Source organism: Klebsiella sp. 4_1_44FAA (assembly GCF_000238715.1).
GTDB classification, from domain to species: Bacteria; Pseudomonadota; Gammaproteobacteria; order Enterobacterales; family Enterobacteriaceae; genus Klebsiella; species Klebsiella pneumoniae.
This window is the reverse complement of record NZ_JH414803.1, coordinates 122,654-144,873: the sequence shown is the minus strand read 5'-3', so window position 1 is coordinate 144,873 and position 22,220 is coordinate 122,654. Positions and strand designations below refer to the sequence as shown.

Sequence of the window (22,220 nt, the reverse complement as noted above, 5' to 3'; positions counted from 1 at the left end):
TCCTGCTGCCGGACGCCGCGCCGCTGCTGGGGATGTTCTGCTTCGGCAACCTGATGCGCGAGAGCGGCGTGGTGGAGCGGCTGAGCGATACGGTGCAGAACGCGCTGATCAACATCGTCACCATCTTCCTCGGGCTGTCGGTGGGGGCCAAGCTGGTGGCGGACAAGTTCCTGCAGCCGCAGACGCTGGGGATCCTGGTGCTGGGGGTGATCGCCTTCTGCGTGGGGACCGCGGCCGGGGTGCTGATGGCGAAGCTGATGAACGTGTTCAGCCGGCACAAAATCAACCCGCTGATCGGCTCGGCGGGGGTGTCGGCGGTGCCGATGGCGGCGCGGGTGTCGAACAAGGTGGGTCTGGAAGCGGACGGGCAGAACTTCCTGCTGATGCACGCCATGGGCCCGAACGTGGCGGGGGTGATCGGCTCGGCGATCGCCGCCGGGGTGATGCTCAAGTACGTGCTGGCGATGTAGGCCGGCATCCTTCCCGGAGGTGTGGCTGTCGCCCCACCTCCGGGCTGATTTGATACCCACTCCTGGCATGACGGGGCCGGGCACATGTCTGAAATTTTCTGTTCTGTGCTCCACCTGTCGGCGCCGGGGGCGCAAAACGGGGAGAATAACAATTTAATGTCTATCTACCCAATGTATACCCGAAAAATCACCCACTGGTTTGCCAGGCGATCGTTTCAGAATCGCATCTTCCTGCTGATCTTATTCACCTCGACGATCGTCATGCTGGCGATGTCATGGTATCTGACAGACATTACCGAGGAGCGTCTGCATTATCAGGTCGGGCAACGGGCGCTGATTCAGGCGATGCAGATTTCGGCGATGCCGGAGCTGGTGGAGGCAGTGCAGAAACGCGATCTCGCCAGAATCAAAGCCCTTATCGACCCCATGCGTTCGTTCTCCGACGCCACCTACATCACCGTCGGTGATGCCAGCGGCCAGCGCCTCTATCACGTCAATCCTGATGAAATCGGCAAATCGATGGAAGGCGGCGATAGCGATGAGGCGTTGATAAACGCTAAAAGCTACGTGTCAGTGCGCAAAGGCTCGCTGGGATCGTCGCTGCGCGGTAAATCGCCGATTCAGGACGCAACCGGCAAGGTGATCGGCATTGTGTCGGTAGGCTATACCATTGAGCAACTGGAAAACTGGCTCAGCCTGCAGATAAGTTCGCTGCTGATCCCGATGGCCATCATGTTACTGCTTCTGCTCTTTTGCGCCCGCCGCTTCTCACTACATATCAAAAAACAGATGCTCAATATGGAACCCCAGCAGCTGTCACAGCTGTTGATCCAGCAAAGCGTGCTGTTTGAATCGGTGTTCGAAGGGCTTATCGCCATCGACTCCGATTATAAAATCACTGCGATTAATCAGACTGCGCGTCGCCTGCTCAATTTGAGTCAGCCGGAACCGACGCTTATCGGCAAACGGATCAGCAGCGTTATCTCGCAGGAGGTCTTCTTCTACGATGCGCCACAGACCAATAAAAAAGACGAGATCGTTACCTTCAATCAGATCAAAGTGATCGCCAGCCGGATGGCGGTGATCTTAAACAATGAGCCACAGGGCTGGGTGATCAGCTTTCGCAGCAAAGACGATATCAACACCCTTAGCCTGCAGCTTAGCCAGGTACAACAATATGCCGATAACCTGCGCGCCGTACAGCATGAGCATCGCAATCTGATCTCCACTATCGCCGGTCTGCTGTTTCTTAAACGCTATAACCAAGCGCTGGAACTGATCCAACAGCAGTCGGAAAGTCACCAGAAGGTGATCGATTTTATTGCACGCAATTTCCAGGACAACCACCTGGCCGGGCTGTTGATCGGCAAATATTACCGGGCCAAAGAGCTTGGACTTGAGCTGATTTTCGATCCGGCCTGCTTCGTTGATAGATTACCTACCGCCCTTTCGCACAACGAATGGATCTCGATCGTGGGGAATCTACTTGATAACGCCTACAATGCCAGCCTGCGTCAACCGCAGGGTTCAAAACAGATCGAATGCCTGATCAACAGTGATGGCCAGGAGGTGATCATTGAGATCGCCGACCAGGGATGCGGCATTGACGAGGCGCTGCGCGATCGGATCTTCGAGCGCGGCGTCACCAGCAGCGCCAGCAAAGATCATGGTATCGGACTCTGGCTGGTACGCAGCTACGTGGAACAAGCAGGCGGCAGTATCGTCGTCGAAAATAATATTCCTTTTGGCACCATTTTTACGCTTTATATCCCCCTGACCCGAGATGAACATCATGGATAGCATCACTACTCTTATTGTTGAAGACGAACCTATGCTGGCGGAGATCCTGGTGGATAACATTAAACAGTTTCCCCAGTTCGACGTCATTGGTATTGCGGATAAGCTTGAGAGCGCCAGGAAACAGCTCAGACTGTATCAACCGCAGCTGATCCTGCTGGATAATTTTTTACCCGACGGCAAAGGTATCGATCTGATCCGCCATGCAGTCAGTACACATTACAAGGGACGGATTATCTTTATTACTGCGGATAATCACATGGAAACCATCAGCGAAGCGCTGCGTCTTGGGGTGTTTGATTACCTGATTAAGCCGGTGCACTATCAGCGCCTGCAGCACACGCTGGAGCGCTTTGCCCGCTATCGTAGCTCGCTGCGCTCCAGTGAACAGGCCAGCCAGCTCCATGTCGACGCGCTGTTTAATATTCAGGCCCGGGAACAAACGGAACCCGCCAGCGCACCACTGCGCGGGATCGATGAAAGCACCTTTCAGCGCGTGCTCCAGCTGTTTGCCGACCCGACGGTGGTGCATACCGCCGACTCGCTGGCCCGTATCCTCGGCAGCAGCAAAACCACCGCTCGCCGTTATCTGGAACAAGGAGTGAAGAACGACTTTCTGGAAGCGGAAATCAGCTACGGCAAGGTTGGCCGACCTGAGCGTATCTATCACGGCAAGCAGACCTATCCTGAGCAGAGATAAAACGCTTACGCCAGGGTGTAGCTGACCACCAGCTGCCCCTTCTTCATCTTAATCTGACTAATGACAATGTCGCCCAGCTCCGCCAGACGGGCGACGTGGGTGCCTCCGCAGGGATAGGCTGGCAGCTCGCCGAATCCCACCTTGCGCATGCCATCAGCGAACGTCACCTGACGCGGTAAGTCCTGCGCCTGCCATGCCTTTACTAACGCCAGTAGCGCACTGGCGTCCGGCAGCGCGGCGCTATTCCTGCTGGTAAAGGTTATCCGCCCTTCGCCGGGCCAGTGGTGCGCTTTCACCGGTTGCCAGCCAAGCTGTTCGCCCGCCAGGCCAAGCAGGTGGCCGGCAGAATGCAGACGAGCATGCAGCTGTCTCGCGGAGGCATCAATTTTCATCTCCACTTCACCGAGGGGAAGGGGTTGCGACAGAATATGCAACACCCTTTCGCCGCGCACAGCCACCGTCTCAACCACCTGCCCGGCAATCCATCCACGGTCCGCCGGTTGACCGCCCCCTTGCGGGTGAAACAGCGTCCGATCCAGTTCGATGGCGTAACGGCCATCCGCTTCTGCAGTGCAGGCGATGATCTGGGCGCGCCCGTCGGTAGCATCGCTGGTGTAATAAACCCGTTCAGTCATAGTGATTCTCCTCTCTGTCCGGCCAGTATATTATTAATGCCGACAGCGATAATCCCACCACCCGCCAATGCACTCTTGCTCCGGGAGCACAAATGAATCTGAACCTCCTGCCCGACCTCGCTCTTTTCGTTCAGATAGTCGACCAGGGCAGCTTCTCCGCCGTCGCCCGCCAGAACGGCATTACCCCTTCAGCCGTTAGCCGCAGCGTGTCACGGCTGGAGCGAGAGATGGGCTGTAAACTGCTGCAGCGTACCACCCGCAAGCTGCGTCTTAGCGATGCCGGGGAAACGATATATCAGCATGCCCAGCAGATGCTGGAAGCGGCGCGACAGGCAATGGATTCCGCAGGCAGTCGCCAAACGGTCGCCCAGGGAAAGCTGACGCTCAGCGTCCCGAAAGCCGTCGGCCGCTTTGTGATCCACCCGCTGATGATGGCGTTTTTCCACCGCTACCCGCAGGTGGACGTCTGCCTGCGGCTGGAAGATCGCCCTCTCGATTTTATCGATGACGGTATTGATCTGGCGCTACGCATCACCGATACCCCCTCCCCCGGCCTGCATGGCAAACCGCTGATGCCAATCAGGCACGTTATCTGCGCCACTGAGGCCTATTTACAGCAGCACGGTACGCCGTACACGCCGCAGGATCTGCGCTCGCATAGCTGCATTAGCCTTGGCGAAACGCCCGCCGATGCGCGCTGGAAGTTCCGTCGGGAAGGCAAAACAGAAACGGTGCAAACCTACGGGCGGTACGCCGCCAACCATACCGCCGTACGCCTCGACGCGGTCAGACAGCATTTAGGGATCGGCAGCCTGCCGCTGTTCACCGCCCGTGAGGCGCTGGCGAACGGCGACATCGTGCAGGTGTTGCCCGAGTGGGAATTTATCAGCAGCTACTCAGGCGACCTGTGGCTACTGTGGGCGGGAGATAAGCATATGCCCGCCAGGATGCGGGCGATGATCGATTATCTCAGCGAGACGGTGCCGGCGCTGAACGCAGGCAGCACAGAGCCAGCGAAATAATTGCAAACCACGGAATGATAACTCCCAACACAAACCAGATCCCGGAGCGGCCGATATCATGCATCCGCCGGCAGCCTACAGCCAGCAGGGGGAGCGCCATCAACAGCAGCCACAGCGCCGCAAAGGGTATGACAACAAAACTGAGGATCCCGTAGTGAGGGTCAACAAGGGTGGCCAGACTCCAGGCGGCCACTGGCGCGGCGGCGATCAGCACATTGATAAGAAAAAACGTCCAAAACTGCTGCCGGCTGGCGCGTCCGCTAAAGTTAAAGGTCTCTTTCCAGCCGCTCAAATACGCCTGTCCATAGGTCATTGCTTCTCTCCTTGAAAATCGAGTGATATATCACGGCGCCAGGGCAATCACCTCCGCCGCCCAGCGCTGAAACCCTTCGACGTCGATGTCCAGCGCCACCTGGGCGTTCGCCGGCTGGCCCAGTCGTCCTTCGATATCCACCACCGTGGTGCCGGTGGTCCAGGTCCCCTGCGTCTCCACCGCCACAAAGCACGGCTGGAGAGTGAACAGTTCCGGGCGGGCCAGCCACGCAATAGCGCACAAGTCGTGCATGCGCAGACCACTGCTCATGCTGCCGCTGCGATAGTGGCTAAACAGCGCATGGAGCATTTTACCGGTCTGGTTCAGCGTCGGCAGCGTCGCCAGATAATCCGCCGCCAGCAGCGCCCGGTTGGTGACGTCCAGCCCGCACATCACAATCTCCAGCCCGCTGTGGAACACTTTCGCGGCGGCCTCCGGGTCGATAGCGATATTGAATTCCGCATTCGGCGTGAAGTTGCCGCGGCCCGCCGAGCCGCCCATGATCACCAGCCGGCGAATATTAAACACGCATTCCGGGTACTGGGTCAGCAGCAGCGCTATATTGGTCAGCGGGCCAATCGCCACCAGGGTGATCGGCTCGGCAGCATGCATAAGCGCATCACGGATAGCCTGGAAGGCCGGCTTCGCCAACGGTTGACGTTGATGCTCAACAAAGTCATACCCCTCCATGCCGGATTCGCCATGCACCGAGGCGGCGTCGCGCAACGGACGCACCAGCGGCATCGACGCGCCCTGCGCCAGCGGTACATCGGCATTCCAGAAATGCAGCAATTGCAGCGCGTTACGGGTCGTCTTCTCCACCGAGACATTGCCCGCTACGGTGGTCATCAACTGCAGATCCAGCTCAGGCGCGAACAGCGCCGCGGCAATGGCGGCGGCATCGTCGATGCCCGGATCGGTATCAAGAATGATTGGTAAGCGCATGGTTTCTCCCTAAAAAAATAGCCAGACGTTAAGTCTGGCATCTTCTCATACTGCTGGAGGAAAGAACTTACTCTACTTCACGGACATCCACACGCAGCTCTTTCGGCACTTCAAAGACGATATTCTCTTCCCGGCCTTCCAGCGGCACGGCTTCGCCGCCGCCCAGCTCCTGCAGGCGGGTAATGACGTTCTGCACCAGAATATCCGGCGCCGACGCGCCCGCCGTCACGCCGACGCAGGCCGCATCCTTGACCCACGCTTCCTGGATATCGGAGGCGTCGTCAATCAGGTAAGCCGCCTTACCCATCCGCTGCGCCAGCTCGGCGAGGCGGTTAGAGTTGGAGGAGTTTTTCGACCCGACCACCAGCACCACGTCAGCCTGCTCCGCCAGCGCGCGCACGGCTTCCTGACGGTTAGTGGTGGCATAGCAAATGTCGTCTTTGCGCGGGCCGACGATTTTCGGAAAACGCGCGCGCAGGGCGTCAATCACATCCGAGGTATCGTCGACGGAGAGCGTGGTCTGGGTCATAAACGACAGCCGGGCGTCATTTTTCACTTCCAGCTTCAGCACGTCTTCCGGCGACTCGACCAGGTACATCCCCCCTTGCGGGTTGTTGTACTGTCCCATGGTGCCTTCGACTTCCGGGTGGCCGGCATGGCCAATCAGAATCGACTCTTCGCCGCGGCGGCTGGCGCGGGCGACTTCCATATGGACTTTGGTCACCAGCGGACAGGTGGCATCGAACACCGTCAGGTCGCGGCTCTTCGCTTCGTTGCGTACCGCCTGCGACACGCCGTGGGCGGAGAAAATCAGGATCGCGCCGTCCGGCACTTCGCTGATCTGTTCGATAAAAATGGCGCCACGCTTGCGCAGGCTATCCACCACATAGCGGTTGTGCACCACTTCATGACGAACATAGATCGGTGCGCCATACAGCGTCAGCGCGTTTTCTACAATGCTGATAGCGCGGTCAACGCCAGCGCAAAAACCGCGCGGGTTAGCCAACAGGATCTGCATGTTACTCCTCCAGCGCCGGATCGATCTCCAGCACTTCAATATCAAAATGAACAGTGCGCCCGGCCAGCGGATGGTTGAAGTCAACGGTGATGGAATCGCCGTTCACTTCGCGGATCACGCCAGGCATTTCGCTGCCATCCATTGCGGTAAAGAGCATAATCGCGCCGATCTCCGGCTCGCCAGCGTCGATAAACTCGCGGCGAGAGAAATACTGAATCAGGTCCGGGCTGGGTACGCCAAAGGCGGCGTCAGGCTCCAGCGAAAAGGCCTTTTTCTCCCCCTCTTTCAAACCGAGAAGCTGTTGCTCCAGCCCTTCAGACAAAGAGGTGTCGCCGAGGCGAAACAGCGCCGGTTTGCCGTTGCTGCGGGTGGACTCGGCAGTGGAGCCGTCGTCCAGTTTCAGAGTGAAGTGCACCAGTACCGCGCTGTTGCTCTGTACGGATTTAGACATGCAAATTGCTCGCTTGTTTAGGTCACCCGGTGCCCGGCGGCATTACGCTTACCGGGCCTACGGGGGCCAAAAATTCTGTAGGCCGGGTAAGCGTCACGTCACCCGGCATTGAGATTTACGCCTGCTCTTTCACAGTCGGTTTCGGCAGGAAGCCTTCCAGCACAATCAGCGCTGCGCCGATGCAGATCGCGCTATCGGCGAGGTTGAAGGTGGCAAAATGCCAGTCGCCGACGTAGAAGTCGATCATATCGACCACAAAGCCATGCCACAGGCGATCGAACAAGTTGCCCAGCGCGCCGCCGATAATCAGCGCGTAGGCAATATTGTTCAGCTTTTGCGTCGCCTTCGAACGGTACATCAGCACCGTCAGCACTACGCAAATACCGATCGCGATCCCGGAAAAGAACCAGCGCTGCCAGCCGCCGCTGTCGGCGAGAAAGCTAAAGGCCGCGCCATAGTTGCGGGCATAATGCAGATTAAGCGACGGGAACAGCGGAACCGTCTCCCCCAGAGCGAAGTTCTGGAGGATCAGGAATTTGCTGCCCAGATCGATAATCAGCACGGCTACGACCACCCACAGCCAGCGTAGCCCCGTTGAACAGATCGATTTACTCATCAGGCGAATTTACGTTGCTCGCCGTCACCGGCGACGTTGCTCACACAGCGTCCGCAGATTTCCGCGTGTTCCGCCACCTTGCCGATATCGGTGGTGTAATGCCAGCAGCGCGGGCATTTCTCACCTTCAGCTTTACTCAATGCGACTTTCAGCCCTTTGAGCAGTTCGCTTTGCTGCGCATCAGCGGACGCGCTCGCATAGTCTGCGACGTTCGCCCCGGAGGTCAACAGGACAAATCGCAATTCATCGCCCAGCGCATTGAGCTTAGCCGCCAGATCGGCATCAGCATACAGCGTGACTGCCGCTTCCAGCGAGCCGCCGACTTTCTTATCCGCACGCGCCTGCTCGATCACCTTGTTGACTTCGCCACGCACCTTCAGCAGCTCATCCCAGAAATCGTCGTTCATCGCTTCGTCGTCGGCCAGGCCGAACAGACCTTCATACCACTCGCCGGTGAAGACATATTTCTCACGCTCGCCCGGCAGATAGCCCCAGATTTCATCTGCGGTGAAGGACATGATCGGCGCCATCCAGCGCACCAGCGCTTCCACGATATGGAACAGCGCGGTCTGACAGCTGCGACGCGCCACGCTGTCCGCCTTGGCGGTGTACTGGCGGTCTTTGATGATGTCGAGGTAGAACGAGCCCATCTCGATGGAGCAGAAGCGCATCAGGCGCTGCACCACTTCATGGAAGTCGTAGGATTCGTAGGCTTTCAGGATATCTTCCTGTGCCGCCTGCGCGCAGCCGACCGCCCAGCGGTCCAGCACCACCATCTCTTCCGGTTTAACCATGTCTTTCGCCGGATCGAAACCGTTAAGGTTCGCCAGCAGGAAGCGCGCGGTATTACGGATACGACGATAGCTGTCCGCAGCGCGTTTGAGGATCTCGTCAGAGACCGCCATTTCGCCGGTGTAGTCGGTGGAAGCCACCCACAGGCGCAGGATATCGGCGCCGAGCTTGTTCATCACGTCCTGCGGGCTAACGGTGTTGCCGATAGACTTGGACATTTTGCGGCCCTGACCGTCGACGGTGAAGCCGTGGGTCAGTACCTGACGATATGGCGCTTTGCCTTTCATCGCCGTGGAAATCATCAGCGAGGACATGAACCAGCCGCGATGCTGGTCAGAACCTTCCAGATACATATCGGCGGCGTGACCGGCGAATTCCGGACGCACGTCAACCACGGAAGAGTGGGTCGACCCGGAGTCAAACCAGACGTCGAGGGTATCCGGCACTTTCTCGTAGCTGTCGGCGTCATCGCCAAGAATGTCGCGGGAATCGAGATCCCACCACGCCTGGATGCCGTCAACTTCAACGCGTTTTGCCACTTCTTCCATCAGTTCAAGGGTACGCGGGTGCAGTTCATGGGTTTCTTTATGCACGAACAGCGACATCGGCACGCCCCAGGTGCGCTGACGGGAGATACACCAGTCAGGGCGGTTAGCGACCATCGATTCGATACGCGCCTGGCCCCAGTCCGGGATCCACTGCACGCCTTTGATCTCTTTCAGCGACTGCGCGCGCAGGCCTTTCTGATCCATGCTCACGAACCACTGCGGAGTGGCGCGGAAGATGATCGGCGACTTGTGGCGCCAGCAGCATGGATAGCTGTGCTGCAGTTTCTCAACGTGTAACAGCGCGCCACGCTCACGCAGCATCTCAACGATGATGTCATTGGCTTTGAAAACATTAATGCCGTCCAGAGACGGCCAGGTGCCAGGCAGGTAAGCGCCGTCCGGGCCAACCGGGTTGGCGATTTCCAGACCGTATTTCTGGCTGATGGTGTAGTCGTCCGGACCGTGGCCGCCAGCGGTATGCACCGCACCGGTACCGGCATCCAGCGTCACGTGGTCGCCAAGGATCGCCGGCACGTCGAAATCGAGGAACGGATGCTTAAAGCGCATCAGCTCAAGCTCAGAACCTTGTACCGCCGCCAGAATAGTGTAGTCCGTCGCGCCAACGCGCTTCATTACGCTCTCAACCAGGTCTTTCGCCAGGATCAGCGCCTGGCCGTCAACCTGCACCAGCGCATAGTCGAACTCAGGAGACAGAGAGATAGCGCGGTTGGCCGGCAGGGTCCACGGCGTGGTGGTCCAGATAACCAGCGACACCGGACCGTTGACGTCGGCTACGCCGAATTTCGCCAGTACCGCGGCTTTGTCTACCGCGTGGAACGCGACATCGATAGACGGAGAGGTTTTGTCGTAATACTCCACTTCCGCTTCCGCCAGCGCGGAACGGCAGTCTACGCACCAGTGCACCGGTTTGGCGCCTTTATGCAGGTGGCCATTACCGATGATTTTGCCCAGCGCGCGGATGATGTTGGCTTCGGTTTTGAAGTCCATGGTCAGGTACGGATGCGACCAGTCGCCCAGCACGCCGAGACGGATAAAGTCTTTACGCTGGCCATCGATCTGCTCGGCGGCATATTCGCGGCACTTAGCGCGGAATTCGGCAGCGGTAAATTTCTCACCCGGCTTGCCGTATTCCTGCTCCACTTTCAGCTCGATCGGCAGACCGTGGCAGTCCCAGCCCGGAACGTAAGGCGAGTCATAGCCCGTCAGTCCTTTGGACTTAACGATAATGTCTTTCAGAATCTTGTTTACCGAGTGACCAATATGAATGCTGCCATTCGCATAAGGAGGGCCATCATGCAGAATGAAGGTTTTTTTGCCTTTTTTGGCTGCACGAATGATGCCGTACAGGTCATCATCGGTCCAACGCGCCAGCATTCCCGGTTCGCGTTTGGCGAGGTCGCCACGCATAGGGAACCCTGTTTCCGGCAAATTCAGGGTCGATTTATAGTCACTCATCAGATTCTCGGTTCCGTATTTCGGTTTGATAAACACCAGTGGCTCAGGCCTGGCTGGTCAGCCCAAATAATTCGCGGGCCGTTAACTCATCACGTGCGATTTGCGCCTTCAGCTCGTCCAGCGACGCAAACCGCTGCTCGTTACGTATCTTTTTACGCAGTATTACATTGATATGGCGACCGTAGAGGTCCATTACAACGTCCAACAGATGTACTTCGAGCTGCTGACGCACGCCCGCAACCGTTGGACGGGTGCCAATATTGGCGACGCCCGCTATCGGTTTGTCACCCAGCCCTGTCACTTCTACCGCATAGACCCCTTTAACCGGGGAAACCTGACGACGCAGCGGTAAGTTCGCCGTCGGAAAACCTATGGTTCGGCCTAGTTCATCACCATGCACGACGCGTCCGGAGATGCTAAACGGATGGCCGAGCAGCGTCTCCGCCAGCAGGAGATCGTCATCGGCCAGCGCCTGGCGTACCGCCGTGCTGCTGATTCGCACCCCGCCTTCGCAGAAGGTTTGGGTACTGGTGACGTCGAAGCCATATTCCGCCCCCGCCTTTTGTAATAACAAGAAATCCCCCTGGCGACCAGCGCCAAAGCGGAAATCGTCACCAACGGCGAGGAACTGCACGCCCAGGCGACGCACCAGCAGTTCACTGATAAAATCCTGCGCGGTTAGCGCGGCGAACCGGCGGTCAAAGCGAACGCACAATACATAGTCAACCCCGCTTTCAGCCAGATAGCCCAGCTTTTCACGCAGGCGGGTCAATCGCGCCGGGGCTTTATCAGCGGCAAAGAGCTCCAGCGGCTGGGGTTCAAAAATCATCACCACGACCGGTAAACCGCGCTGGCGGCCCTCTTCGCGCAATCGCTGCAGCAGCGCCTGATGCCCACGATGCACGCCGTCAAAATTGCCAATGGTCAGCACGCACCCGTGCGGGGCCTGACTGAGATTATGTATGCCGCGTATCAGCTTCATGTCTGGCTCAAAACAGTGAAAATCGTCCGAGTATACCTTGTACAACTGTCAACGTTAACCAGCGATTGCTCCTCGGCAACGAAAGTTCTCAGGAATTCATTCACTCAGCGCGGGTAAGCGGGAAAACCGCCCGCCCCCGGCGATTTTTATGGTGGAAAAGCTGTATTCGCCTGCAACAAGCTGGTAGAATCTTGCGCCATCACTACGTAATGAAGCGCTGTGGTGTTAAACGGCGCTTATTTGCACAAATCCATTGACAAAAGAAGGCTAAACGGGCATATTCCTCGGCCTTTGAATTGTCCATATAGAACACATTTGGGAGTTGGACCTTGGCTAATATCAAATCAGCTAAGAAGCGCGCCGTTCAGTCTGAAAAGGCTCGCAAGCACAACGCTAGCCGTCGCTCTATGATGCGTACTTTCATCAAGAAAGTATACGCAGCTATCGAAGCTGGCGACAAAGCTGCTGCACAAAAAGCATTTAACGAAATGCAACCGATCGTGGACCGTCAGGCTGCTAAAGGTCTGATCCACAAAAACAAAGCTGCGCGTCATAAGGCTAACCTGACCGCTCAGATCAACAAACTGGCTTAATCGCTGCTTGTTGTCGCTTTGTGAAAAAACCCGCGAAAGCGGGTTTTTTTATGCCTGTCATCTTCCCCGCCCTGGCGCGACCTGAGCCACGCCAGCCACGCTTTCCGGCTATCTGGGTTCAGTAAACAGCGACGAATAATCGCGATTGCAGATGCGCTGTACCGCCGGATGCTGAATCATCCGTTCGGCGAAAATAGCGTGATACTCCTCCATCACGCTATCCATGCGGCCAATTTCGACAATCGATTCATCATGATAGAAATCATGCGCGTAGAGCGTCGGCGCGACAAATATCGCATTATGCGCAGCGCCAAAGGCTTTCATGAGCGCCGCGTCGTCAAACTCGCCGAGAATCTCCACCTTCAGACCCTGCACATTAATCCAGTTCAGCAGCTTACGTCCCAGCATCGATCGTCGGCCGGGGATTAGCAGCCGTCGCTCTTCGAGACAAGCCGGGAACGGCTTCGTCGGCGCCGGGTTCATACACCAGAAGCTGACGCTACACTCGCCAATCTTCACCGAAAACAGCCCTTCCTGCTGCGTCGAGTCGATCGGGCAGTCAGAGATAATCATATCGAGCTTATGCTGGCTCAACTGCTCCAGCAGCAGCTCATGGGTGGATTCAAAACAGCGCAGATGAATCTGCTCGCTTTCGACAACGGCGGCATCCAGCACGCCGCTGACCAGCCGCTTCGAGAGCGCATCGGCCACGCCGACGTCAAACAGCAGATTAGACTCTTTGCGATAGTTGACGATGTCGAGCATCTCCTGGCTCAGGGTAAACATCCGGTCGGCATAGCGGAAGACCAACTCCCCGAGCTCGCTCGGCTCCAGCCCTCTTCCCTTGCGCTTGAATAATTTACCCTGCAGACGTTCCTCCAGCGCTTTGATCTGCCCGGTAATGGTCTGCGGCGTCAGAAACAGCGCCTCCGCCGCGCCCACGACAGACCCTTCTTTATAGACGTGTCAGAAGTAGTACAGATGGTTGTAGTTGATATGTGACATGCTTCTCTCCCTGATAATGTCCTGGAGGGCCGGAGAGGCCCTCCGCAGAAAGGTTATACCGCGAGGCGAGTATCCGTCGCGCGCTGACGCAGTATGAGGTATCCGGTGACGGCCGATAACACTGAGCCGATCAAGATGCCAAGCTTGGCCCAGTTGATCAACGCGGGATCCACGTTGCCAAAGGCGAGACTGGCGATAAAAATCGACATCGTAAAGCCAATCCCGCACAGGATCCCCACCGCCATAATCTGCCCGCAGGTGGTCCCCTCCGGCAGCGAGGCCCACTTCAGCTTCAGGGCCAGCCAGCAGAACAGGCTGATCCCCAGCGGCTTACCGATAAACAGGCCGGCCATGATGCCCAGAGGCAGCAGCGACGTCAGTCCATCAAGTGTGACCCCTTGCAACGAGACACCCGCGTTGGCAAAGGCAAACAGCGGTAGGATCATAAACGCGACCCACGGGTGCAGGACATGCTCAAGCGCTTTGGCCGGGGATTTACCCTGCTTTTCCTGTAACGGAATCATAAAGCCGACGATGACCCCGGCAAGCGTCGCGTGAACGCCGGACTTCAGCACCGCCGTCCACAGCACCGCGCCGACCAGAATATAGATCCCAGTGCGCCGCACGCCGCTCAGATTCAGGGCCACCAGCACCGCAATCGCCGCCGCCGCCACGCCCAACGAGAGCATTGACAGGTCGTGGGTATAAAACAGCGCGATAATCACGATAGCCCCCAGGTCATCAATGATCGCCAGCGCCATCAGGAAAATCTTTAGCGCCGTCGGGACGCGGCTGCCTAACAGCGCCAGCACGCCAAGGGCAAAGGCAATATCCGTCGCTGCCGGGATCGCCCATCCCTCTCTGGCGACAGGATCCTGAGCGTTAAAGGCCAGATAGACCAGCGCCGGGACGATCATCCCGCCGAGCGCGGCAATCACCGGAAAGACCGCCTGACGACGACTCGCCAGCGAGCCCTGAATCAGCTCGCGTTTGACCTCCAGGCCAATCAGCAAGAAGAACACCGCCATCAGGGCATCATTGATCCAGAGCAGCATATTCTTGTTGATCTCCAGCGCCCCCACCCGCAGCTGTACAGGCGTATCAAGGAAGGAGTGATACAGACCGCTGGTCACGCTGGTATTTGCCATGACCATCGCCAGCACCGCGGCGATGATTAAGACAATGCCGCCGGAAGCATCGCTACTGAAGAATCGTTGCAGATGTTTCACTTTTACTTTCATCCTGTTGGTGAATAACTCGATAAAAGCATAATACACAAACTGATAACTCGAAAAAATCAGATTTAAGTTGAGCAAACATTCGATTTTTACGAATAAAAGAGGAGCGATAAGACAAAAAAAGCCCGGGCAGCAAAGGCCCGGGCCAGGAGTCAGCGAAAGCGGAATTAGCGGGTCAAATCGTCGAAGAACTTCTTCACACCGTCAAAGAAGCTTTTCGAACGCGGGCTGTTGTTTTCCCCGGTCGGGCCGCCGAAGCTTTCCTGTAGCTCTTTCAGCAGCTGCTTCTGCTTCTCGTTCAGCCCCACCGGCGTCTCCACCACCACCCGGCACAGCAGATCGCCCTGCGCGCCGCCGCGAACGGATTTCACGCCTTTGCCGCGCATGCGGAACAGTTTGCCGGTCTGGGTTTCGCCCGGAATCTTGAGATTGACGCGGCCGTCGAGCGTCGGGACCTCAATCTCGCCGCCCAGCGCAGCCATGGTGAAGTTGATCGGCACTTCGCAGTACAGGTTGTTGCCTTCACGCTCAAAGATAGCGTGCTGCTTCACCTGGACCTGAACGTACAGATCGCCTGCCGGTGCGCCATGCTCGCCGGCTTCACCTTCGCCCGCCAGACGGATCCGGTCTCCGGTATCCACGCCCGCCGGGATTTTAACCGACAGGGTTTTGGTCTTCTCAACGCGGCCGTGACCATGACATTTATTGCACGGATCTTTAATCAGCGTACCGCGTCCCTGACAGTGCGGACAGGTCTGCTGTACCGCAAAGAAGCCCTGACGCATCTGTACCTGGCCTGCGCCATGACAGGTCGGACAGGTTTGCGGTTTGCTGCCTGCTTTGGCGCCGCTGCCGTGGCAGACGTCGCACTCTTCCAGCGTCGGAATACGGATCTCTTTGGTGACGCCACGTACCGCTTCTTCCAGCGTCAGCTCCATGTTGTAACGGAGATCGGCGCCGCGCGCCGCGCGCTGCCGGCCACGTCCGCCGCCAAAGATATCGCCGAAAACATCGCCAAAGATATCGCTGAAGTCCGCACCGCCGCCAAAACCGCCACCGCCGCCCATGCCGCCCTGTTCAAAGGCCGCGTGGCCGTACTGATCGTAGGCCGCACGCTTCTGGGCATCAGTCAGGATTTCATACGCTTCTTTGATTTCTTTAAATTTGGCTTCGGCCTCTTTATCACCCTGGTTGCGGTCCGGGTGATACTTCATGGCCAGGCGCTTATAAGCCTTTTTGATTTCACGCTCTTCCGCTGTTTTGGAGACGCCTAAAATCTCGTAGTAATCTTGCTTTGCCATCGGTGTTTTTCAGCCCCTTAACATGCGTGCACGGGCGGAGAGGAAACCTCTTCGCCCGTGCCAGTGTTTTACCCGTTCAAAGGGCGATTATTTTTTATCTTTCACTTCTTCGAACTCAGCGTCGACAACATCGTCGTCTTTCGCGTTGCTCGCCTGAGCGTCAGCGGAACCCGCCTGCTGCTGAGCATGCTGCTGCTGGGCGATTTCCATCAGCTTCTGGGAAGCCTGCGCCAGCGCCTGCATTTTCGCTTCGATGTCCGCTTTGTCTTCACCTTTCAGCGAAGTTTCCAGCGCGGTCAGCGCAGACTCGATGGCAGTTTTGTCGTCAGCCGGCAGTTTATCGCCTGCTTCTTCAACCTGCTTGCGAGTGCTGTGCAGCAGATGGTCGCCCTGGTTGCGGGTCTGTACCAGCTCTTCGAACTTACGGTCAGATTCGGCGTTAGCTTCCGCTTCGCGAACCATTTTCTGAATTTCTTCTTCATTCAGACCGGAAGACGCTTTGATGGTGATCTTCTGCTCTTTACCGCTGTTTTTGTCTTTCGCGGAGACGTGCAGGATACCGTCAGCATCGATGTCAAAGGTCACTTCGATCTGCGGCATGCCGCGCGGCGCCGGGTTGATACCATCCAGGTTGAACTGACCCAGAGATTTGTTATCAGACGCGCGTTTACGCTCACCCTGCAGCACATGGATGGTGACCGCAGACTGGTTGTCTTCAGCGGTAGAGAACACCTGGCTATGCTTGGTCGGGATGGTGGTGTTTTTGCTGATCAGCGCAGTCATCACGCCGCCCATGGTTTCGATACCCAGCGACAGCGGGGTCACGTCGAGCAGCAGAACGTCTTTCACATCGCCAGTCAGTACACCGCCCTGAACGGCAGCACCGATCGCCACGGCTTCATCCGGGTTAACGTCTTTACGCGGTTCTTTACCAAAGAACTCGGCCACTTTCTTCTGCACCATCGGCATACGAGTCTGACCACCAACGAGGATCACGTCGTTGATATCGGAAACGGACAGACCGGCATCCTGCAGGGCTACTTTCAGCGGCTCGATGGAACGGTTAACCAGGTCTTCTACCAGGCTTTCCAGTTTCGCGCGAGTCACTTTGATGTTCATGTGTTTCGGACCGGTCGCATCTGCAGTGATGTACGGCAGGTTAACGTCGGTCTGCTGAGCAGAAGACAGTTCAATCTTCGCTTTCTCAGCGGCTTCTTTCAGACGCTGCATCGCCAGCGGGTCGTTGCGCAGGTCAATGCCCTGATCTTTCTTAAATTCATCAACGAGGTAGTTGATCAGACGGGTATCGAAGTCTTCGCCGCCCAGGTGGGTGTCACCGTTGGTCGCCAGTACTTCGAAGGTTTTTTCGCCATCCACTTCGTCGATTTCGATAATAGAGATATCGAAAGTACCACCACCGAGGTCGTAAACCGCGATAGTACGGTTGCCCACTTCTTTATCCAGACCGTACGCCAGCGCGGCCGCGGTCGGTTCGTTGATGATACGTTTGACTTCCAGACCGGCGATACGGCCAGCATCTTTGGTGGCCTGACGCTGCGCATCGTTGAAGTAAGCCGGTACGGTGATAACCGCTTCAGTTACCGGTTCACCCAGGTAATCTTCAGCCGTTTTCTTCATTTTTTTCAGCACTTCAGCAGAGATCTGCGGCGGTGCCGTTTTGGTGCCTTTCACATCCAGCCATGCGTCGCCATTGTCTGCGGCAACAATTTTGTATGGCATGATAGAAACGTCACGCTGAACTTCTTCGTCCTGGAAGCGGCGGCCAATCAGGCGTTTAATCGCAAACAGGGTGTTTTGCGGGTTTGTCACTGCCTGACGTTTAGCCGGCTGACCAACCAGAGTTTCACCATCCTGGGTATAGGCAATGATAGAAGGCGTGGTGCGATCGCCTTCGGCGTTCTCCAGCACGCGTGCAGTAGTGCCATCCATAATCGCTACACAAGAGTTGGTAGTACCCAGGTCGATACCAATAATTTTACCCATCTAAACGTCTCCACTAAAAATTCGATCAACATGTGGTTGTGAACCTGTAATAAGGGCGAAACCTGCGGTTTCAACTGCCCAGACATCATTTTTTTTCAGGTTCTTCACTGCGGTTGACTACAAGATGGGGTCGCCCACTCCGGCATCAAGGGGCAAGTAGAAAAATTTTTTGCCGGGTACCAGCCGACGCCCTCGCCCCCTGTCGCCGATGGCTCAGCAAACGATGTTGCCGGGCGGCAAAAAAGATGGCGAAACATCCATATAAATAACGAATAAAATAACCAAATATATTCATAATATCATTGACATAAAACGCAATACTTGTGCGCTAAAAGCCCCGTTTTCGCAGTGATAAGATCCCCGCCCTCGCACTTTACTTATTCAGGGGACAGATTAATGAAATCACTATTCCGGCTTTCAGCGGGGCTTATCCTTAGCGTGTCAGTTATCACCTCGGCGGCCGCCAACGACCATAAGATCCTCGGCGTGATCGCCATGCCGCGCAATGAGACCAACGATCTGACGCTGAAGCTCCCCGTCTGCCGGGTGGTCAAACGTATTCAGCTCAGCGCCGAGCGCGGCGATATACAGCTCTCCGGAGCAACCGTCTACTTTAAGGCCAGCCACGGCGCCAGCCACACGCTGAACGTGCCCGCCGGGATCAAAGAGGGCAACACCACCGGCTGGATCACCCTCAACAGCGATAACGACAACAAGCGCTGTGTGAAAAAAATCGCCTTCTCCGGCCAGACGGTCAACTCCTCAGATATGGCCTCACTGAAAATTATCGGCGACGACTAACGTCGTCCCCTGCCCGAGAGAAAACGTTATGCGTATTAATTATCTGGATGATGACGATCTCGCCTTTCTGCCTGAGTGCAGCGAGGCGCATCTGGAAGCGTTTACCCGTATTCTGACCCACGGGGAAAATGGCAAACCCCGTCTCTCCAGTACGCTGCTGCGCAACGAAACCTTTCTGTCTATGGAGGGCCACCCGGAGCGCTATCGCCGCAACTGGCAGTTGATCGCCGGCGAGCTACAGCATTTCGGCGGCGACAGCATCGCCAATACGCTGCGCCGCCATGGCAAATTTTATCGCGCCATCCTGCTGGATGTGTGTAAGAGGCTGAAGGCAAAGGTCGATAAACAGATGACGACGCCGCAGATTGAGCAACAGTTGTTGACGCATTTTCTGCAGCACAGCTGGAATAAGCTGGATGCGGCACAAAAAACGCAGTTTCTCGCCGCGGTGGAGTGCCGGAGTCTTGAGCTGGAAAGCCTGCTGCCCCATCTGTTGAGACGCCGCAAGCTGAGTGAAGGCGTTGCCCTGCTACTGGATGAGCGGTTAACCGCCATCCTGCGCACGCACGCCGCCGTGAGCGTCATCGGTCATGGCCTGGTACGCGGCGCCGGGCTGGGGGGCCGCTTGGCGCCGCGCTGAACAGCGTGAAAGCGGTGAGCGGCAGCGCTTATCGGGTCACCATCCCCGCGGTCCTGCAAATTGCCTGTTTACGACAAATACTCCACTCGTCGTCGGGCGCAACTGAAATTGGTGAAAAATACCCCGCCAGATCATAGACAGCCTTTACGCGCCTCATTATTATGCCGCGCCCCGCCGCCAAGTCGCGGGGTAATGCTTCCCTTTTAATGATAATTTTGAGGAATTATGGGCAACACTAAGTTGGCTAATCCGGCACCGCTGGGCCTTATGGGCTTCGGCATGACCACTATTCTGCTTAACCTGGCGAATAGCGGCCTCTTCGCATTCGATGTAGCTATCCTGGCGATGGGCATTTTTTACGGTGGCATTGCGCAAATTTTTGCCGGCCTGCTGGAATACAAAAAAGGCAACACCTTTGGCTTGACCGCTTTTACCTCCTACGGCAGCTTCTGGCTGACGCTGGTTGCTATCCTTCTGATGCCGAAAATGGGCCTGGCTGATGCGCCGAACGCGCACTTCCTCGGCATGTATCTCGGCCTGTGGGGTATTTTTACGTTGTTCATGTTCTTCGGCACGCTGAAAGCCGCACGTATGCTGCAGTTCGTGTTCCTGAGCCTGACGGTGCTGTTCGCGCTGCTGGCGATTGGGCATCTGGTAGATAACGAAGGCATCGTGAAAGTAGCCGGCTGGATCGGCCTGATCTGCGGCGCCAGCGCCATTTACCTGGCGATGGGCGAAGTGCTGAACGAGCAGTTCGGCCGCACCGTGTTGCCGATCGGCGAACCGCGTTAATCTTCCGCCGCCGCCCTGTGACAGGGCGGCGGCTGGTCATCATCGGTAAACCCTGCTTAGCGCTGCAGCTCCCCTTCCGGCAACCTCGCCGCCGTCAGCCCCTGACGCAGCCAGATACCTAATCCCAAGCCCATCAGCGACAAGGCCAGAACATACCAGGCCGGGGCCATCGGCGACACCCCCATCAGCATCGTGACGGCAATCGGCGTCAGGCCGCCAAAAATCGCGTACGACAGATTGTAGGAAAAGGAAATGCCGGTGAAGCGCACTTCCGCCGGGAAGGCCCGCACCATCACATAAGGCACCGCCCCCACCACGCCCACGCAGAGTCCCACCGTACCGTACAGCAGAAACAGCCGCTGCGGGCTGGCGCCGGACAGGTGATAAAATGCCCAGCTGGCAACCGCCAGCAGCAGGCTGCCGACGATAAAGGTGCGGCTGGCGCCGAAGCGGTCCGCCGCCAGCCCGGCGAGCAGACAGCCGATGCACAACATAATCGTGGCAATGCTGTTGGCCTGCAGGGTCATCGCCGGGGCGAAGCCATAGTGTTTCTGCAGCCAGACCGGCGACATCAGGATCACCACCACCACGCCTGCCGACAGCAGCCAGGTCAGCAGCATAGAGACCGCCACCGCCTTCTGGTGCTTGAGGACGACCGCCTTTACCGGCAGTTCCTGCGCCAGCGCTTTGCGCTGCTGCATCTCAAGAAAAATCGGCGTCTCCTGCAGCCAGCGGCGCAGATACATCGCCACCAGGCCAAATACGCCCCCCAGCAGGAAGGGGATCCGCCAGCCGCCGTCGTGGATCCCCTGCAGCGTCAGGCTGGTGTTGATAAGCGTCGCCACCACCGATCCCAGCAGGATGCCTACGGTCAGGCCGGCCGTCAGCGTGCCGCAGGCGATACCAATGCGTTTTTCCGGAACATGCTCGGCGACAAACACCCAGGCGCCAGGTACCTCGCCGCCGATCGCCGCCCCCTGCAGAATACGCATCAGCAGCAACAGCAGCGGCGCGACGATGCCCACCGAGCTGTAGGTCGGCAGCAGACCAATCGCCAGGGTCGGCACCGCCATCAGCAGAATGCTGAGGGTAAACATTTTTTTACGCCCTACCAGATCGCCAAAGTGGGCCATGATGATCCCCCCCAGCGGACGCGCCAGGTAACCGGCGGCGAAAATGCCAAAGGTCTGTACCTGGCGCAGCCATTCCGGAATATCCGCGGGGAAGAAGAGCTCGCCGACGACGGCGGCGAAGAAAACGAAGATGATAAAGTCATAAAACTCCAGCGCGCCGCCAAGGGCGGCCAGCGTTAGCGTTTTATAATCCTGGCGGTTGAGCGGTCGGTTTGCATATGACATAACGCGATTTCATCCTGAGGTGTGCAGCGTATTTTATAGTGTGTAAAGTAAACAGCACTATATCGTAAATAAAACGGCACACCATCAGCGATGCAGGTTATGTCACAAATGCATCAAATTCAGGATAAAGTTTCGCGTCTGGCGCTTTTTGGACGAAATGCTTCTACCACACGGCCATCGGTTTCCACATAAGGCCCCTCCAGCAACTGTACACAATAAGGTACACTTGCGAAAATACCGTGCACCAGCACGTTGCCGTCAGCATCTTTCACCCCTTCCAGGGTCTCCTGAATCGCTTTCGGTTGTCCGGGTAGATTGAGGATCAGCGCCTGCTTGCGGATCACCCCGACCTGCCGGGAAAGGATCGCCGTCGGCACAAAGTGTAGGCTAACCTGGCGCATTTGCTCGCCGAAGCCCGGCATCTCGCGATCGGCAATCGCCAGCGTGGCGTCGGGCGTCACATCGCGACGCGCAGGGCCGGTTCCGCCGGTGGTCAGCACCAGGTGGCACCCCATCTCGTCAACCAGTTCGCACAGCGTTTGCTCAATAATGACCTGCTCATCCGGAATCAGGCGAGTCTGCAGTTCAAAAGGGGTAGTGAGGGCACGCGCCAGCCACTCTTCCAGTGCCGGGATGCCTTTGTCCTGATAGACGCCGCTGGAGGCGCGATCGGAAATGGAAACTAAGCCGATTCGTAAGGTATTCATGGTTATTCCGTTCAAA

At 57.2% G+C, this 22,220-nt stretch carries 20 protein-coding genes and 2 pseudogenes; 8 read left to right on the top strand and 14 right to left on the bottom strand.

Annotation, left to right across the window (positions count from 1 at the left end; genetic code table 11):
* The 3 genes from HMPREF1024_RS31805 to HMPREF1024_RS07590 form a co-directional block, all read left to right on the top strand.
* Positions 1-470 (top strand): sodium ion-translocating decarboxylase subunit beta (locus tag HMPREF1024_RS31805; protein WP_114148237.1); only part of this gene is annotated, 470 nt, incomplete at its 5' end.
* A gap of 171 nt (positions 471-641) precedes the next feature.
* Positions 642-2,270, top strand: coding sequence for a sensor histidine kinase (locus HMPREF1024_RS07585; RefSeq protein ID WP_004151379.1), 1,629 nt, complete (start codon positions 642-644; stop codon positions 2,268-2,270).
* Positions 2,263-2,967, top strand: coding sequence for a response regulator (locus HMPREF1024_RS07590; protein ID WP_004222618.1), 705 nt, complete (start codon positions 2,263-2,265; stop codon positions 2,965-2,967). The genes HMPREF1024_RS07585 and HMPREF1024_RS07590 overlap by 8 nt, the downstream gene beginning before the upstream one ends.
* 5 nt (positions 2,968-2,972) lie before the next feature.
* On the opposite strand, the gene HMPREF1024_RS07595 is transcribed toward HMPREF1024_RS07590, so the two are convergent.
* Complete coding sequence (locus tag HMPREF1024_RS07595; RefSeq protein ID WP_009309191.1) at positions 2,973-3,602, bottom strand: hypothetical protein; 630 nt, start codon at positions 3,600-3,602, stop codon at positions 2,973-2,975.
* 92 nt (positions 3,603-3,694) lie between these two features.
* Between HMPREF1024_RS07595 and HMPREF1024_RS07600 the strand changes: the two genes are divergently transcribed.
* On the top strand, positions 3,695-4,624 hold the full coding sequence (locus tag HMPREF1024_RS07600; RefSeq protein WP_009309189.1) for a LysR family transcriptional regulator: 930 nt from the start codon (positions 3,695-3,697) through the stop codon (positions 4,622-4,624).
* Here the strand turns inward: HMPREF1024_RS07600 and HMPREF1024_RS07605 are convergent.
* The 7 genes from HMPREF1024_RS07605 to ribF all read right to left on the bottom strand — a co-directional run bounded on the left by HMPREF1024_RS07605 (position 4,572) and on the right by ribF (position 11,765).
* Complete coding sequence (locus HMPREF1024_RS07605; RefSeq protein ID WP_009309187.1) at positions 4,572-4,937, bottom strand: DUF805 domain-containing protein; 366 nt, start codon at positions 4,935-4,937, stop codon at positions 4,572-4,574. The genes HMPREF1024_RS07600 and HMPREF1024_RS07605 overlap by 53 nt on opposite strands.
* A 30-nt stretch (positions 4,938-4,967) precedes the next feature.
* Positions 4,968-5,882: a ribonucleoside hydrolase RihC gene (gene rihC / locus HMPREF1024_RS07610; protein WP_009309185.1), complete on the bottom strand. Its 915-nt coding sequence runs from the start codon at positions 5,880-5,882 to the stop codon at positions 4,968-4,970.
* Between the two features lie 67 nt (positions 5,883-5,949).
* The gene (gene ispH, locus HMPREF1024_RS07615) at positions 5,950-6,900 is read right to left on the bottom strand and encodes a 4-hydroxy-3-methylbut-2-enyl diphosphate reductase (RefSeq protein ID WP_002887979.1); all 951 of its coding nucleotides are present in this window, start codon (positions 6,898-6,900) and stop codon (positions 5,950-5,952) included.
* A gap of 1 nt (position 6,901) precedes the next feature.
* Entirely contained in the window at positions 6,902-7,351 is a 450-nt protein-coding gene (fkpB, locus tag HMPREF1024_RS07620; RefSeq protein ID WP_002887976.1) for an FKBP-type peptidyl-prolyl cis-trans isomerase, read from the bottom strand.
* Positions 7,352-7,466: 115 nt separating this feature from the next.
* Positions 7,467-7,967, bottom strand: a complete 501-nt coding sequence (gene lspA, locus HMPREF1024_RS07625; protein ID WP_002887973.1) for a signal peptidase II — start codon at positions 7,965-7,967, stop codon at positions 7,467-7,469.
* Positions 7,967-10,783 (bottom strand): isoleucine--tRNA ligase, encoded by a 2,817-nt coding sequence (gene ileS, locus HMPREF1024_RS07630; RefSeq protein ID WP_004212580.1) that lies wholly within the window; start codon positions 10,781-10,783, stop codon positions 7,967-7,969. The genes lspA and ileS overlap by 1 nt, the downstream gene beginning before the upstream one ends.
* A 43-nt stretch (positions 10,784-10,826) precedes the next feature.
* The gene (ribF, locus tag HMPREF1024_RS07635) at positions 10,827-11,765 is read right to left on the bottom strand and encodes a bifunctional riboflavin kinase/FAD synthetase (protein ID WP_002887969.1); all 939 of its coding nucleotides are present in this window, start codon (positions 11,763-11,765) and stop codon (positions 10,827-10,829) included.
* 329 nt (positions 11,766-12,094) lie between these two features.
* On the opposite strand from ribF, the gene rpsT reads away from it, so the two are divergent.
* Positions 12,095-12,358, top strand: a complete 264-nt coding sequence (gene rpsT, locus HMPREF1024_RS0127070) for a 30S ribosomal protein S20 (RefSeq protein ID WP_002887965.1) — start codon at positions 12,095-12,097, stop codon at positions 12,356-12,358.
* Between the two features lie 108 nt (positions 12,359-12,466).
* Here rpsT and nhaR read toward each other — a convergent pair.
* The 4 genes and pseudogenes from nhaR to dnaK all read right to left on the bottom strand — a co-directional run bounded on the left by nhaR (position 12,467) and on the right by dnaK (position 17,906).
* Positions 12,467-13,363: pseudogene (gene nhaR, locus HMPREF1024_RS07640) on the bottom strand (transcriptional activator NhaR).
* Positions 13,364-13,416: 53 nt separating this feature from the next.
* The gene (nhaA, locus tag HMPREF1024_RS07645) at positions 13,417-14,592 is read right to left on the bottom strand and encodes a Na+/H+ antiporter NhaA (protein ID WP_017901221.1); all 1,176 of its coding nucleotides are present in this window, start codon (positions 14,590-14,592) and stop codon (positions 13,417-13,419) included.
* 176 nt (positions 14,593-14,768) lie between these two features.
* Positions 14,769-15,902 (bottom strand): molecular chaperone DnaJ, encoded by a 1,134-nt coding sequence (gene dnaJ, locus HMPREF1024_RS07650; protein WP_002887955.1) that lies wholly within the window; start codon positions 15,900-15,902, stop codon positions 14,769-14,771.
* A gap of 87 nt (positions 15,903-15,989) precedes the next feature.
* A complete protein-coding gene (dnaK, locus tag HMPREF1024_RS07655; RefSeq protein WP_004204234.1) occupies positions 15,990-17,906 on the bottom strand; it encodes a molecular chaperone DnaK in 1,917 nt (638 codons plus the stop codon).
* Between the two features lie 396 nt (positions 17,907-18,302).
* Between dnaK and HMPREF1024_RS07660 the strand changes: the two genes are divergently transcribed.
* The 3 genes and pseudogenes from HMPREF1024_RS07660 (at position 18,303) to satP (ending at position 20,139) form a co-directional block, all read left to right on the top strand.
* Positions 18,303-18,707 carry a DUF2541 family protein gene (locus HMPREF1024_RS07660; protein ID WP_009309180.1) on the top strand — a complete coding sequence of 135 codons (405 nt, stop codon included), beginning with the start codon at positions 18,303-18,305 and terminating at the stop codon, positions 18,705-18,707.
* Between the two features lie 28 nt (positions 18,708-18,735).
* Positions 18,736-19,484, top strand: a pseudogene (gene msyB / locus HMPREF1024_RS07665) (acidic protein MsyB).
* Positions 19,485-19,572: 88 nt separating this feature from the next.
* The gene (gene satP, locus HMPREF1024_RS07670; protein WP_004204231.1) at positions 19,573-20,139 is read left to right on the top strand and encodes an acetate uptake transporter; all 567 of its coding nucleotides are present in this window, start codon (positions 19,573-19,575) and stop codon (positions 20,137-20,139) included.
* A gap of 56 nt (positions 20,140-20,195) precedes the next feature.
* Here the strand turns inward: satP and HMPREF1024_RS07675 are convergent, their stop codons facing one another.
* Both HMPREF1024_RS07675 and mog read right to left on the bottom strand, forming a co-directional pair.
* Positions 20,196-21,497 (bottom strand): MFS transporter, encoded by a 1,302-nt coding sequence (locus tag HMPREF1024_RS07675; RefSeq protein ID WP_009309178.1) that lies wholly within the window; start codon positions 21,495-21,497, stop codon positions 20,196-20,198.
* Between the two features lie 119 nt (positions 21,498-21,616).
* Positions 21,617-22,204, bottom strand: coding sequence for a molybdopterin adenylyltransferase (gene mog / locus HMPREF1024_RS07680; protein ID WP_004204229.1), 588 nt, complete (start codon positions 22,202-22,204; stop codon positions 21,617-21,619).
* Between the last annotated feature and the right edge of the window lie 16 nt (positions 22,205-22,220).

Coding starts and splice junctions, on each gene's coding strand:
- HMPREF1024_RS07585 (WP_004151379.1), top strand. CDS start 642: ATGTATACCCGAAAAATCACCCACTGGTTTGCCAGGCGATCGTTTCAG.
- HMPREF1024_RS07590 (WP_004222618.1), top strand. CDS start 2,263: ATGGATAGCATCACTACTCTTATTGTTGAAGACGAACCTATGCTGGCG.
- HMPREF1024_RS07595 (WP_009309191.1), bottom strand. CDS start 3,602: ATGACTGAACGGGTTTATTACACCAGCGATGCTACCGACGGGCGCGCC.
- HMPREF1024_RS07600 (WP_009309189.1), top strand. CDS start 3,695: ATGAATCTGAACCTCCTGCCCGACCTCGCTCTTTTCGTTCAGATAGTC.
- HMPREF1024_RS07605 (WP_009309187.1), bottom strand. CDS start 4,937: ATGACCTATGGACAGGCGTATTTGAGCGGCTGGAAAGAGACCTTTAAC.
- rihC (WP_009309185.1), bottom strand. CDS start 5,882: ATGCGCTTACCAATCATTCTTGATACCGATCCGGGCATCGACGATGCC.
- ispH (WP_002887979.1), bottom strand. CDS start 6,900: ATGCAGATCCTGTTGGCTAACCCGCGCGGTTTTTGCGCTGGCGTTGAC.
- fkpB (WP_002887976.1), bottom strand. CDS start 7,351: ATGTCTAAATCCGTACAGAGCAACAGCGCGGTACTGGTGCACTTCACT.
- lspA (WP_002887973.1), bottom strand. CDS start 7,967: ATGAGTAAATCGATCTGTTCAACGGGGCTACGCTGGCTGTGGGTGGTC.
- ileS (WP_004212580.1), bottom strand. CDS start 10,783: ATGAGTGACTATAAATCGACCCTGAATTTGCCGGAAACAGGGTTCCCT.
- ribF (WP_002887969.1), bottom strand. CDS start 11,765: ATGAAGCTGATACGCGGCATACATAATCTCAGTCAGGCCCCGCACGGG.
- dnaJ (WP_002887955.1), bottom strand. CDS start 15,902: ATGGCAAAGCAAGATTACTACGAGATTTTAGGCGTCTCCAAAACAGCG.
- dnaK (WP_004204234.1), bottom strand. CDS start 17,906: ATGGGTAAAATTATTGGTATCGACCTGGGTACTACCAACTCTTGTGTA.
- HMPREF1024_RS07660 (WP_009309180.1), top strand. CDS start 18,303: ATGAAATCACTATTCCGGCTTTCAGCGGGGCTTATCCTTAGCGTGTCA.
- satP (WP_004204231.1), top strand. CDS start 19,573: ATGGGCAACACTAAGTTGGCTAATCCGGCACCGCTGGGCCTTATGGGC.
- HMPREF1024_RS07675 (WP_009309178.1), bottom strand. CDS start 21,497: ATGTCATATGCAAACCGACCGCTCAACCGCCAGGATTATAAAACGCTA.
- mog (WP_004204229.1), bottom strand. CDS start 22,204: ATGAATACCTTACGAATCGGCTTAGTTTCCATTTCCGATCGCGCCTCC.